Source organism: uncultured Winogradskyella sp., from assembly GCF_947498345.1.
Classification (GTDB): Bacteria; Bacteroidota; Bacteroidia; order Flavobacteriales; family Flavobacteriaceae; genus Winogradskyella.
Window position 1 is genome coordinate 185332 of sequence record NZ_CANMJY010000002.1, and the last position, 12444, is coordinate 197775.

Annotated in this window: 14 protein-coding genes; 5 read left to right on the forward strand and 9 right to left on the reverse strand. The window is 32.1% G+C overall.

The genetic code is table 11. The features are described from left to right. Positions 1-70 precede the first annotated feature (70 nt). Positions 71-1558 (reverse strand): serine hydrolase domain-containing protein, encoded by a 1488-nt coding sequence (locus tag Q0912_RS03965; protein ID WP_299112285.1) that lies wholly within the window; start codon positions 1556-1558, stop codon positions 71-73. A gap of 88 nt (positions 1559-1646) precedes the next feature. Here Q0912_RS03965 and Q0912_RS03970 point away from each other — a divergent pair, with 88 nt between their 5' ends. After that, positions 1647-2135: a helix-turn-helix domain-containing protein gene (locus Q0912_RS03970; RefSeq protein WP_299112287.1), complete on the forward strand. Its 489-nt coding sequence runs from the start codon at positions 1647-1649 to the stop codon at positions 2133-2135. 77 nt (positions 2136-2212) lie between these two features. Here Q0912_RS03970 and Q0912_RS03975 read toward each other — a convergent pair whose 3' ends face one another. Continuing rightward, positions 2213-3163 (reverse strand): NAD-dependent epimerase/dehydratase family protein, encoded by a 951-nt coding sequence (locus Q0912_RS03975; protein WP_299112289.1) that lies wholly within the window; start codon positions 3161-3163, stop codon positions 2213-2215. A gap of 169 nt (positions 3164-3332) precedes the next feature. Here Q0912_RS03975 and Q0912_RS03980 point away from each other — a divergent pair, with 169 nt between their 5' ends. Together Q0912_RS03980 and Q0912_RS03985 are read left to right on the forward strand one after the other, a co-directional pair. Next, positions 3333-3860, forward strand: a complete 528-nt coding sequence (locus Q0912_RS03980) for a hypothetical protein (protein ID WP_299112291.1) — start codon at positions 3333-3335, stop codon at positions 3858-3860. Positions 3861-3957: 97 nt separating this feature from the next. Next, positions 3958-6024 (forward strand): M13 family metallopeptidase, encoded by a 2067-nt coding sequence (locus Q0912_RS03985; RefSeq protein ID WP_299112293.1) that lies wholly within the window; start codon positions 3958-3960, stop codon positions 6022-6024. 73 nt (positions 6025-6097) lie between these two features. Here the strand turns inward: Q0912_RS03985 and Q0912_RS03990 are convergent, their stop codons facing one another. Both Q0912_RS03990 and Q0912_RS03995 read right to left on the reverse strand, forming a co-directional pair. Then, the gene (locus tag Q0912_RS03990) at positions 6098-6802 is read right to left on the reverse strand and encodes a hypothetical protein (RefSeq protein ID WP_299112295.1); all 705 of its coding nucleotides are present in this window, start codon (positions 6800-6802) and stop codon (positions 6098-6100) included. 89 nt (positions 6803-6891) lie between these two features. Further along, on the reverse strand, positions 6892-7701 hold the full coding sequence (locus Q0912_RS03995) for an SDR family NAD(P)-dependent oxidoreductase (RefSeq protein WP_299112296.1): 810 nt from the start codon (positions 7699-7701) through the stop codon (positions 6892-6894). Positions 7702-7814: 113 nt separating this feature from the next. On the opposite strand from Q0912_RS03995, the gene Q0912_RS04000 reads away from it, so the two are divergent. Beyond that, positions 7815-8297, forward strand: coding sequence for a CBS domain-containing protein (locus Q0912_RS04000; protein WP_299112298.1), 483 nt, complete (start codon positions 7815-7817; stop codon positions 8295-8297). A gap of 4 nt (positions 8298-8301) precedes the next feature. Here the strand turns inward: Q0912_RS04000 and Q0912_RS04005 are convergent, their stop codons facing one another. The 4 genes from Q0912_RS04005 to Q0912_RS04020 all read right to left on the reverse strand — a co-directional run bounded on the left by Q0912_RS04005 (position 8302) and on the right by Q0912_RS04020 (position 10439). Further along, positions 8302-8652, reverse strand: coding sequence for a hypothetical protein (locus Q0912_RS04005; RefSeq protein ID WP_299112301.1), 351 nt, complete (start codon positions 8650-8652; stop codon positions 8302-8304). A 5-nt stretch (positions 8653-8657) separates the two neighbouring features. Continuing rightward, complete coding sequence (locus Q0912_RS04010) at positions 8658-9179, reverse strand: DinB family protein (RefSeq protein WP_299112304.1); 522 nt, start codon at positions 9177-9179, stop codon at positions 8658-8660. A 26-nt stretch (positions 9180-9205) separates the two neighbouring features. After that, complete coding sequence (locus Q0912_RS04015; protein ID WP_299112307.1) at positions 9206-9850, reverse strand: fused MFS/spermidine synthase; 645 nt, start codon at positions 9848-9850, stop codon at positions 9206-9208. Between the two features lie 403 nt (positions 9851-10253). After that, a complete protein-coding gene (locus tag Q0912_RS04020) occupies positions 10254-10439 on the reverse strand; it encodes a hypothetical protein (RefSeq protein WP_299112308.1) in 186 nt (61 codons plus the stop codon). A 1202-nt stretch (positions 10440-11641) separates the two neighbouring features. Here Q0912_RS04020 and ssb point away from each other — a divergent pair. Then, complete coding sequence (gene ssb / locus Q0912_RS04025; RefSeq protein ID WP_299112310.1) at positions 11642-11974, forward strand: single-stranded DNA-binding protein; 333 nt, start codon at positions 11642-11644, stop codon at positions 11972-11974. A gap of 78 nt (positions 11975-12052) precedes the next feature. Here the strand turns inward: ssb and Q0912_RS04030 are convergent, their stop codons facing one another. Next, positions 12053-12442 carry a cupredoxin domain-containing protein gene (locus Q0912_RS04030; protein WP_299112312.1) on the reverse strand — a complete coding sequence of 130 codons (390 nt, stop codon included), beginning with the start codon at positions 12440-12442 and terminating at the stop codon, positions 12053-12055. Positions 12443-12444 lie beyond the last annotated feature (2 nt).

Below are 12444 nucleotides of genomic sequence, written 5' to 3' on the forward strand. Positions count from 1 at the left end.
AATGTCGTTATAGTATTTTGCTTGTGAGGCGATTAGTCAATATGATATTAAAAACATTCACTGGTTAGAATCACTTTTTGAATTTAATACTCTTAAATTTTACATTAATATCTTTTTCTAGTTTTAAATCAAATATATATTCTTTTTGAGTTAAGGTGTCTTTAAGAATTAATTCCATCTCTGTACCATAAGAAGTAACCTGATGATATTGTAAGTGTTCAGATTTTTGCCATGTTTTGAATAGTTTTGATACTTTACCCGAAAACTTGTCTGTACAATCATTTGTTTTGAAGGTTTCTAAATCTATTTTGTTTGACAATAAATCTATAAAAGCCCCAACTCTGTCATACTTTAACTTATTAGGTAAGCCCCATTTATTTCTTTCACCTTTATTAGTCGTATTTACTTCTTCTTCCCCTTTTGTTTCGTCAGCAAATTCACCTGGTGCAATTGAGGCAATATCAAACCCAAATCCCAATTTCATAACTTTTCTTAGCATATTTTCATCTTCGCCTTCAGTATTATTATTTGATGCATAAATGAGATATTGGTCTTTATCTTTAATTACAAAATTAAACGCTACAAACCCTAGCATACCTCCACCAGCAGAACCATGATAATTCATTGGGATTCCTGGAGTGTATTTGTATTTTTTTGCAAGTTTTCTAAAGGTTGGGTTGGTTTGTTCTAGAGAAAGCATATGTCTTGTTCCTAAGTAGATATCCATAAGAGAACCAGCCAATCCGCCATTCCCTTTTATTGCGCCTGGGTTTCTTGGCCAATATACCGGACTATTTTCTTCGCCATAAGTAAATTTGCTATACCCTACAGCGACATTATCTTTTTTCCATAAGGGACTAGCGTAGAAGTCGGCAGTTTTGGTTTTTGCAGGTTTTAAAATGTATTGATGAATAAGATCCTCAAAAGATCTCCCAGTAACCTCTTCAGCTAAAATTGCTAATAATGTATAACCAGCGTTAGAATAACCATCACCAGTACCAGGTTTAAACCTAAGTTTTGCACTAAAAATAGCATCCAAATTCTCTTTTCTGGTCATTGGAAATAAATCGTTAGGATATCCTAGATCTTGATATTTTTTACCAACATTTTCATCAACTAAGTCTTGATACTCAACTAAACCAGATGTATGATTAATAACCTGTCCAATAGTGATATTTTTCTTGTCTTCAGGAACATTTTCAAAATACTTTGAAATTTTGTCATTTGTATTGAGTTTACCTTCAGATTCTAATAAGAACATGAGTGCCATTGTATAATCTTTAACAATAGAACCATATAAGTATATTGTATTTGAGTTATTTCTAATTCCTCTTTCTTTATTAGAGAATCCAATGCTTTTTTGAAATAGAACACTGTCATTTTCCATTAATAGAAAACTCCCATACATACCTTCTGTCTCAAGATTTTGGATTAAAACATCGAGTTGGTTGAGGTCTTTTCCATTGCTTTCAGACATCGCAATATCATTATTAGGAGATTGTCTACAGTCAAATAATATGGTAACTAAAAATAAAATGATGATTGATGAACGTTTCATGATTTGATATAATTTTGTTAATATTTTTTAAAATTAAATCTGGTTGGTTACTTTTAGTTAAAATACATGTCCTTTTAATGTCTTTTTTATGAAATCGCAATTAACAATATCAAAATCAGTTGCTTTATTAGAAGATGAAAATATTCTTATAATTTATAAAGAAGGTAATGTTATTACTTCTAAGTTAGAGCCACAACTCACGGCTATTCTATTAAAGTTAATACACTCTAAAAATGTTATAGTTACAAAAGAAGCGTTTATAACTTCTATTTGGGCTGACAATATTTTTGTTGGACAAACAGCGCTGAGGAAAAATATATACAAACTCAGAAATTTGATAAAAAAGAATCATCTTGAAAAAGAACTAAATATTGTTACTATACCTAAAAAAGGTTATAAATTATTAGTTATTGAAAGCAATGATATCGTAACTGAGAAAAGAAAGTTACTGCCTAAAATTGTGTATTTATCAATTGCAGCAACGCTCCTTTTACTTTTAATGTTGCAGTTTTCAAGTGAAGAAGAAGATAGTATTTTAGATATCCCTAATTCTGAAGTCACAATGACTTCAAAATAAGATTAAAGCTTTAATCCTACCAAAAACTAACTAAGAATTTCTTTTCTTCAAATTTATTTTAGAGGAATCAAAAGGTGTTAATCGTATCTTTTTTTAAGTGCCTTTAACATTTCTGCGGTCATGGCATCCAAATCAAAGCGATGTTTCCAATTCCAATCCTTTCGGGCAATACTATCGTCAATAGATGAGGGCCAACTGTCTGCAATGGCTTGTCTAAAATCGGGCTTGTAGGTAATTGTAAACTCCGGGAGTTGCGACTTAATACTTTTAAAAATTTCTTTTGGTGTAAAACTTATGGCTGACAAATTATAAGCAGATCTTATAGTTAAAGCTTTAGAGTCTACTGTCATTAGATCTATAGTGGCTTTAATGGCGTCGTCCATAAACATCATTGGTAGACTTGTGTTTTCAGATAAGAAACATTCGTATTTACCATTTTTAAGGGCTTCATGGTAAATCTCAACAGCGTAGTCTGTAGTACCTCCGCCAGGCATAGCTTTATGACTTATAATACCAGGATAGCGAATACTACGTACATCAACTCCGTATTTTTTATTATAATATTCGCACCAACGTTCACCCACTTGTTTGGTTATACCATATACTGTTGTAGGCTCGCAAATAGTATGCTGAGGTGTGTTTTCTCTCGGTGTAGTTGGGCCAAAAACGGCAATACTACTTGGCCAATATACTTTTTTTATAGTACCTCCTTTTGCTAAATTAAGCACGTGAAAAAGAGAATTCATATTTAGGTCCCAGGCCTCCATTGGATATTTTTCACCTGTAGCACTCAGTAAAGCAGCCATAAGGTAAATCGTATCTATATTATGGTTTTTACAACAATCTTTAATAGCGTTAAAATTCTTGGCATCAATTATCTCAAAAGGACCAGAATTTACCAGATCTAATTTTCTGGTATTGATATCACTTGCAATAACATTATTGACACCATGAATTTTTCGTAACGCTGTGGTAAGTTCTGTTCCTATTTGTCCGCAAGCACCAATGATTAGTATTTTAGAAGCCATTTATTCAAGATTAGAGTATTTTCAAAAATACTAAGAAATTGGAAGTGGAAATATTATTTTTCTCAAAAAAAAGATAGATTATTTAAGAACTTGATAATCTTAATTTTAGCTTATACTAGAAGTCTAGAATTATAGTTTAAGTATATTTACAAACAAAATTTTATAATATATGAAGACTGGACTAACACTTCTAAACATATGCTTTTTTATCTTAGTAAGTTGCGGTACTGATAATGCTAAACCAGACGATGCTAAATCAGAAAGTACAGACCAAAAAACAATAATAACTGCTAAGGCTATAAAAAGCTTTAATTATACAGATTACGTGTTAAGTCCTAGTGCAGAAAAAGCTCTGGCAAATTGGGAAAAGTACCAAGAGTTGGCCATTCAAATTAATTATCTAAAAAAAGCAGATTTATCTTTTTTTAATGGGGATAAAGATTTACTTATAAAGTTTATTGAAGAGTTTAAGCTCGCATTGCCCGAAAACTTTAAAACCAATCCAATTATATCGAGATTGGCTATTATTGAGACTTCACTATATAGGCTTAATGAAAACCTAATCCTAGACAATATTGACGATGATTTAAAATTAAAAAGCGTTAAAGAAGTTTTGGTTGCTTTTTCAAACCTTAATTATCAAATAAATAAGAAATTAGAGCGCGATAAATACAATAAAATAGAGGCAGAATATTAGTCGATAATAATCTTAAAGTTTTGTTAAGTTGTAACAATTCAATGATTTAGCGGTCTTATTTATAATTACTTTTAATTCGAATTAATCAAATCAAATTATGAAAACCAATTTGAGTCGCGTACTAGCGCTATCAGGTTTGGCTTTATTTACTGTTTTAGGATGTAAAGATGAAGCCAAAGAAGACACTGCTATGGCAGGAGAAAAGATTCCGGGAATTATTCTGGAGAACATGGACACTACAATAAGTCCAAAAGAAGATTTTTACAATTACGTTAATGGTAAATGGATGGAAACCAATACAATCCCAGACGATGAATCGCGTTGGGGAGGATTTGGGGTGCTACGTAAATCCACAAGACAAGATGTGTTAGAAATCTTAAACACATCAAAAGAATTAGGAACTTATAAAGAAGGCTCGGATCAACAAAAAGCATTGCTGATTTTCGAATCAGAACTAGATACTGTTGCACGTAACGAAGCGGGGATTAAGCCATTACAACCTTTGTTAGATAAGATAGATGGTATTAACAATCTTAATGATATGCAAACCGTATTTGCTTCTACACTAGGTATTGGTGCACCATTTACTGGTATTGGATCTAATCCAGACCTTAATAATAGTAGTATGAATACAGCTTGGGTTTTTCCTTCTGGGTTGGGATTACAACGTGATTATTATTTAGATGAAGACGAGAAAACCAAAGAGATTAGAGGGCAATATATAGACCACATAACAAGAATGCTTCAATACATTAATTATTCTGAAGCTGATGCACGTATTGCTGCTGATAAAATTTTAGCAATGGAAACACAATTGGCAGAGCCAAGATTAGACAAAGTAGCAAGTAGAGATATAAGAAACTTTAATAACCCAACATCGCTTGCTGATCTACAGACAATGGTGCCATCTATCAATTGGCAAAAATTCATGGATGATATGGGCATTGAAAAGCAAGTAGATACCTTATTGGTAATGCAACCTAAGTATATGAAAGCTATGGATGCATTTTTAAAGTCTACTTCGATTGAAGATATAAAGACACTTATGGATTGGAGCACATTAAATGGTGCTGCAGGGTTTTTAACTACAGAAATAGAAAAAGCGAATTGGGATTTTTATGGAAAAACACTTAACGGATCTAAAAAAATGCGTCCAGCTGATGAACGTGCTTTAGGTACAGTAGATGGTAGTGTAGGTGAGGCTGTTGGTCAGTTATATGTACAGGCTAAGTTTCCGCCAGAAGCTAAAGAGAAAGCAGAAAAAATGATAGAAAATGTTATTACTGCTTTTCAAAATCGTATTACCAAGTTAGATTGGATGAGTGAAGAAACCAAGAAGAAAGCTATTGAAAAGCTAGACAAGTTTACGGTAAAAATTGCTTACCCAGATGAATGGGAAGACTACTCCGATTTACAAGTAAAAGAAGGAAATTCTTATGCTGAGAATATGCTAGCCGTAGGGCATTGGTCTCAAAAGAAAAATTTAGAAGAGATAAACGAGCCTGTTGACAAAAACGAATGGGGAATGCCACCACAGATGGTTAATGCATATCACAATCCATTAAACAACGAAATTGTTTTCCCAGCTGCTATTTTACAACCACCTTTTTATAATTACACTGCTGACGAAGCTGTTAATTATGGTGGTATTGGAGCAGTAATTGGTCATGAAATATCACATGCATTTGATGATTCTGGTGCGCGTTTTGACGGTGATGGTAATGTAAATAACTGGTGGACACCAGAGGATTTAGCTGAATTTGAAAAACGCGGAAAAGCTTTGGCAGATCAGTACTCTGCTATTGAGGTCTTAGACAGCGTTTATGTCAATGGACCTTTTACTTTAGGAGAAAATATTGGTGATTTGGGCGGAGTCCTTGGTGCTTATGACGGATTACAATTGCACTTCAAAGAAAATGGAAGGCCAGATAAAATTGATGGATTTACACCAGAACAGCGCTTCTTTATGTCTTGGGCTACTGTATGGAGAACTCTAATTAGAGACGAAGCCTTAAGAACACAAATTAATACAGACCCGCATTCTCCAGGAAATATTAGAGCAACTCAACCTTTAAAGAATATAGATGCATTTTATGAAGCATTTGATATTAAAGAAGGTGACGCCATGTATTTGGAACCAGAAAAACGTGTTAGGATTTGGTAACAAACCAAATACTAATTGATTTAAATAAAAAATGCTGCTCACTGAGCAGCACTTTTTATTTAGGAAAGATTTTTTAATTCTTTTTAGTAGCAGCAGCTTGTTGTGCTTTTTGATTTTCTAAAGCCTGGCGAGATACTTTTGCCATATTAAAATTAGTATCAATAGCTAAAGCATCATTCATTAATTTAATGGAAGCGTCAACGTTAGTTTTATTTTCTGAATACAACATTATACCTTTCAGATATAATAAAGCGGCTTTCATAGAAGTCTCATAAGGTTGTTGTGTTTCGTAAAAAGCACGCTTCATATCATCTTTTACGTTGGCTAAACCATATTCAATATTACTTTTAGCACCTGCAATATCATTGGTTTGTAGTTTCATATCAGCCATTTCATAAGCTAAAAACACATTAGGGTTTCGCTTAAATAATTCTTCATAGTGCTCTAAAGCAAGTTTAGGCTGATTTAAATTTTTAAGTGCTAAAGCCTTAACTTCAACATTAATGTCAGAATCTGTAGCATTTTTCTCAACACCAATAGTGTTTAATGCTTGCAAGTACTTACCTTCAGAAAGGTATAAGTAAGCTAATGTATCTTGTCTGGCAATTGATGGTTCTAAAATATTAAGATGTGTAATCGCGTTAATGATACCTTGCACATCTCCTTGTTTTTTCATTTGCTGATAATAAACTTCATAGTGGTCTTTTAACTCTGTATTGGTCTGGGCGAAAATACTTGCCGAGAACAACATAATAACTGCAATTGTAATCTGTTTCATTTGTCTTCTAAATTTAAAGGGCTAAAACTATAAAAATTTAAGGATTTACTACTTAAAAAACTATTAATTATATTGTTATCCGTTAATTTCTAGGGTGCCTGTTTAAAACTATAGTTCAAAAGATGTACCAATTTAGAACTGTCTATGCGTTTTCCTTTGCTTTTTTCTGAAAAATAAAAACTAGGTAAGGGCAAATTATAACGCTTACAATAATCAGAATAATAACTTTTTTTGTCTAAATGTTTTGGACACACAGCATTAAGGCTAATATTCCAAATATCTTGTTTTATTAAAGTTAAAATAATGGAGATACAATCATCTTTATGAATTAAGTTGATTGGCGCATTTGGGTTTGAAACATTATTTCTTCCTGATATAAATTTAGCCGGATGCCGATCCTTATCAAACAATCCTCCAAATCTAAGAATGGTTGTGTTAAAATTGACATTATCTTGAAGCATTTGCTCAATAGCAATTAACTGTTTTGCAGAATTTGAAGTAGCGTTAGGTATGGTGTTTTCTTCAATAATCGGAAAATGTACTTCGTCCTTAAACACAGATGTAGAGCTTATATAAAGCACATTTTTAATACGTTGCCCTTCTACTGCCGAGACCAAATACTCTAGTTCTGTAACATGATTTTTTGATGGGTTTTTTCGCAGCCCAGGTGGAATATTAATGATTACTGTTTCGCTTTTTGCTAGAAATGCTGTATAATCTCCTGAGATGCCGTCTTCATTTAGCATAACAATATGGCTTTCTATGGAGGCATTTTTAAGGATTTCTAATTTATTCTTAGAAGTTGTTGAACCTTTAATAGTGTAGCCTTGTTGAATCAACTTTTTTGCTAAAGGGAATCCAAGCCATCCACAACCGATAACACTTATTTGTTTCTTCAATTTCTATTATAATTCTTAACGATAAAAATACAGAATATTAGACCAAAGGCTCAGTATTTTGTTAACCAATTAATTTTCAGTAACTTTAAAATGAACTCTAAAAATATATCGTTATGGGAATAAAAAGTTTTCAAGGTGCGCGAAAGCAACAGCAAAACACTAACGAGCAGGTTGCATTAAAAGTGAAAGATTACATGACCACCAATCTTATAACGTTTAAACCAGACCAGTCTGTACAAGAAGTGGTTGAATCTCTGATAAAGTACAAAATATCTGGTGGTCCAGTGGTAAATAACCAACAAGAATTGGTTGGTATTATCTCTGAAGGGGATTGTCTAAAACAGCTAAGCGAGAGTCGTTACTATAATATGCCTCTAGAACATGACAATGTAGAAAAACGTATGGCTACTAATGTAGAAACCATAGATGGTAATATGGATGTATTTGATGCAGCAAATAAATTTTTACAATCTAAGAGACGACGTTTCCCCATTGTAGAAAATGGTAAGTTGGTTGGGCAGATTAGCCAAAAAGATATTTTAAAAGCTGCACTAAAGCTTAAAGGTGTAAACTGGAATAGCAAAACAAAAGGATAGCGAATTAATCATCACGCTTTACCAAAGCGTAATATTCGCCTTCTAAAGGTAAATAGCCCTGATCGTACACAAAATAATATACAGTACCGGCTTTGGTTTTGTAAATACTTGTAAAATAATTAAAGTCAAAGCCTTTTTCTATCATTTTTGCTCTTGAGCATTTGGTCTTTTTATTAGGATTTAAGATTTCGAGAATTCTATAGTTTTTTCGTAATCGATTATTGGTATTTCTTATAAGATTTTTAGAATCTTTATTTAGGCGATTGTTGTGAGTATTTCTGCAGCCATCACTACAGAATTTTTTATCTATTCTACCAATAATTTTATCTCCACACTCAGGGCATTGTCTTTTCATAAAACTTAATTTAGAATTGAAATATAGTTTATCCAGGGACCAACTTGAGTTTTGTATTGCTTAGCCATCACTCGACTTATCTGCGCAATATGACCTAAATCGTGTGTAACCCAAGTTGCTAATAATTGAGATAAAGTCACCTCCCCTAATTCTGGATGAATTCCTTTATATTGTAATTGGGCATTTGATACGTTTAGGTCTTTTAAAGTATTAAGGTTGTGTTGCCTTAAAACTTCAAACTCATCAAGTAAGTTAGAGAGTGATTTTCCTTTTGAGTCTTCAAACTGTGCAAACCGGTCAAAGGGTTTAAAAACCTTCTCATCAGAATTACTTAGAATAATATGTAGCCGAGGTATCCAATCCGTTTTTTCACCATGGATTAAATGTCCGACGATGTCGTAAGCACTCCAAGTATTTACTCCTTCATTGCAAAAAACCCAATCATCTGAAAGATTCTCCAGAAATGACCTTAAGGTTTTAGGTGTTTGTTCTAAAATTTCAATGCTTTTACCAATATTATATTCCATACATAGACAAGGTACAAAATATTCGTTTACAAATGTTTTAGAATGATTAGTGTATTGGTATTGTTTACTTTTTCAAAGACTTCGACTTTATAAGTCTTTGTTTTTAGATACTCAATAAGTGGTTTTAGTGCTTGGTTTTTAGCATCTTTTACAGACGCATTGAAGATAACATCTCCTTTTGAGGACTTTAATTTAATGATATTGTCCCAAAAAGCTTCAGAAATAAATTGACTGGGAACAGAAAGATCTATGTAAAGATCTACAATAATTAAGTCGAACGTTTGAGTACTATTTTGTACAAACTCTAAGGCATCAATACAGTGAATTTTTAGGTTTTCGTTTTCCGAAATACCAAATTCGGTATCTGCAATGTCAATAATTACAGGATCAATTTCTACAGCAGTAATAGGTTTATTGTAGTTAAAATCTTGCCGTAGTGTTTCAATAACACTTCCACCTCCCATGCCTAGAATTAATGTAGTATTGACTTTAGATAGGTTTATTTTCTCTAATCCATATTTTAGAATACGCTGTAGTGAACCATAACTGTAATTAGCATTTTGGGAGTTAAGGTGCTTCTTGCCGTTATGCCATGTGATTTCTAAAGTACCACTATGCTTAGACTCTATGGTTTTTGTAATTGGTAAGATATAGCTAAGAAGTTGTTTCATTTAAATAAATGTAAGCCGAGTTTTATTATTTCCGTCAATTGCTTTAAAACTACAATTAATCACAATAACTATTTAAGTTATATACAAAAAAGAAGTAAGAGCAATTAAGTTTAATATTTTTCTTACATTTACGCATCAAAAAGTATTTTAGGGATTTACTTTTTGTATTTATTCTTGTTTGATTAGACCCCTTAATAATAACGAAAGACAATGAGCACCCTTATGGGTGCTTTCTTTTATTTTAAAACCATGTTGTGAGTCTTAAAGCCGCTTGGTTAAACTTTGCTTATTGGTGTAAACAGGTATCGGTTCCCTAAAAAAGTACCTTAAAAACGATTAAGTTTTAGTGACAAATTAAAGCAAAGCTTAAACTGAAATCCTAAAGACAACAAATAAAAATAATTTAAACTGACTGCTCTATACTTCCAACATCTGATTCAATTGTTGATAAAGAGGTTTCCATATAAGATAAGGTCGTTTCTATTTTAGATAGGTCTATATTGCCCTCTAATCTATCTTCTATACGATTTAGTGAATTAGCTATATGATCTAGTAAATCCAGCATTTGGTTTGCTTGATGTTCGTTCATCTTTTAATAAATTAATGTTACTTATAAATATAATTAAAAAACAAAGACATTTATTTTATAGATATTCTATTTGGATAATAGGTCTTTGTTTTATTGATAATCCTGCCGATGAGATACAGAGATAGTATTTTACTTGGATTAAAAAGCACCTCTTGAGGGAAGTGCTTTTAGAAGGCTATTAATTTTAGGGTTAACCATACGGTTATAAGGGATTATTATATTAAGACCCCCTAACCAGTCTTAATAGGTGCTAAGATAATAAATTTGAACTTTGTTCGGCAAGAGCCTAAGTAGCTTTACCGATAAGGTGGTAATACATTACTTAAATTGATTGGCTTACATACTTCAAAAAATGGACTTTCAATAATCTGGAATTATACTTTTCTGGTTAGTGTAAAGTTGTATATAGATGCTGATAATTCATTTAATTTTTCTTTTAAAATTGTTTTTACAGAATCTCCAACAGCTGCTCTCAAATTATTTAGTTTTATTGTTTTGATAAATATAAATGATATTTACTTGATGCCAAAAGATTAACTATCTTTGTTTTATGGCAAAAAATCACGACAAAAAGCCAGTCGAAAACGACAGCTTAAAAATAAAAGGCACATTGGACGACGTTCTAAAAGTGTCTGTACCTAGTCCAAAAGAGGACAAGAAGAAAGATTAATATGCTTTGGTTATTTTTTATAGGTTTAGGTATATTTTTATTATCTCAACTTGTACAATCTCTTGAGAATAAAAAACACGCTAATATTGAAGCGATTGACAAACTTACATTAGGTTTAAATATTATAGCTTGTATATTTATTGTTATACCAATTATTTACGGAATCTTTTTTAGTTAATAGGTTTCACGTTCATTGACTGCAATAGTTTAATTATACCTTGAATGGTAGGCAAGATGCTCAATCTCGAATTGCTGAATAGGTAGCAAGGGAAAGACGGTTAAATGAATTGCGTACTTCACATTAAAAAAACGTGTTCCAACGTTTTGTAGAATTTCCTTAAAAGTTTGTGGTAAATTGTATATAGATGCCTAGGCATATATGACATTATTTATTTACAAACGACTACAATTATTTACAAACGAATGTAAATAGGTAACTACCGACTAAAATTTGCCAACCTCACAATCTTTGCCATGTCGTAACATAAGAACTCGATAGTATTAACTGTTTAATCATTAAAATTTAGAACACATGAACACATTAAGAAACAAAGTACAGTTGATTGGTAACTTAGGAAATGATCCGGAAATCATCAATTTAGAAAGTGGTAAAATCCTTGCAAAATTTTCAATCGCTACAAACGAAAGCTATAAGAACGCTCAAGGTGAAAAAGTAACCGATACGCAATGGCACAATATAGTGGCTTGGGGTAAAACGGCTGAAATTGTAGAAAAATTTGTAGGCAAAGGAAAGGAAGTGGCTATAGAAGGAAAATTAACAACACGCTCCTGGGAAGATAAAGATGGGATGAAACGCTATACAACAGAAGTAGTTTGTAACGAACTTTTAATGTTAGGGAAATAATCCTTTTCGATGAATTAGTAATTAAAAAGAGCTAACCATTGGTTAGCTCTTTTTATAGTTTATTATATAATTAATCCTCTACTCAACAACTAAAGTATATTGAGGTGTTTCATTAAAAGGGCAAAAATATTTATAAGTCCCCTTTTTAAGTGTTACAGATTTAGAAGATTCTGTTTTTCCATGTTTTACCATTTGAGAAACATAAGCTTCTTTAATATGGTTGTTAGCATCCGAACCATCTTTACCATCTTCGATCAATACCAATCCTACTTCTGGTGCTGCATTGTTATTAGATACTTCAAAGATATAAGTCCCTTCAGACAGTGTTAAAGATTTTTGCGTAAACTCTCCTTTAGTTTGTTCTAAAGAAACTGTTTTTACGTTATCTTTTTTCATCATTTTGTCTTGAGCATTTGTTTGTAATGAAAATGCTAAAGCTATTACTAATATTGAAATGATTTTTTTCATGA

Coding starts and splice junctions, on each gene's coding strand:
- Q0912_RS03965 (WP_299112285.1), bottom strand. CDS start 1,558: ATGAAACGTTCATCAATCATCATTTTATTTTTAGTTACCATATTATTT.
- Q0912_RS03970 (WP_299112287.1), top strand. CDS start 1,647: ATGAAATCGCAATTAACAATATCAAAATCAGTTGCTTTATTAGAAGAT.
- Q0912_RS03975 (WP_299112289.1), bottom strand. CDS start 3,163: ATGGCTTCTAAAATACTAATCATTGGTGCTTGCGGACAAATAGGAACA.
- Q0912_RS03980 (WP_299112291.1), top strand. CDS start 3,333: ATGAAGACTGGACTAACACTTCTAAACATATGCTTTTTTATCTTAGTA.
- Q0912_RS03985 (WP_299112293.1), top strand. CDS start 3,958: ATGAAAACCAATTTGAGTCGCGTACTAGCGCTATCAGGTTTGGCTTTA.
- Q0912_RS03990 (WP_299112295.1), bottom strand. CDS start 6,802: ATGAAACAGATTACAATTGCAGTTATTATGTTGTTCTCGGCAAGTATT.
- Q0912_RS04000 (WP_299112298.1), top strand. CDS start 7,815: ATGGGAATAAAAAGTTTTCAAGGTGCGCGAAAGCAACAGCAAAACACT.
- Q0912_RS04005 (WP_299112301.1), bottom strand. CDS start 8,652: ATGAAAAGACAATGCCCTGAGTGTGGAGATAAAATTATTGGTAGAATA.
- Q0912_RS04010 (WP_299112304.1), bottom strand. CDS start 9,179: ATGGAATATAATATTGGTAAAAGCATTGAAATTTTAGAACAAACACCT.
- Q0912_RS04015 (WP_299112307.1), bottom strand. CDS start 9,850: ATGAAACAACTTCTTAGCTATATCTTACCAATTACAAAAACCATAGAG.
- Q0912_RS04020 (WP_299112308.1), bottom strand. CDS start 10,439: ATGAACGAACATCAAGCAAACCAAATGCTGGATTTACTAGATCATATA.
- ssb (WP_299112310.1), top strand. CDS start 11,642: ATGAACACATTAAGAAACAAAGTACAGTTGATTGGTAACTTAGGAAAT.
- Q0912_RS04030 (WP_299112312.1), bottom strand. CDS start 12,442: ATGAAAAAAATCATTTCAATATTAGTAATAGCTTTAGCATTTTCATTA.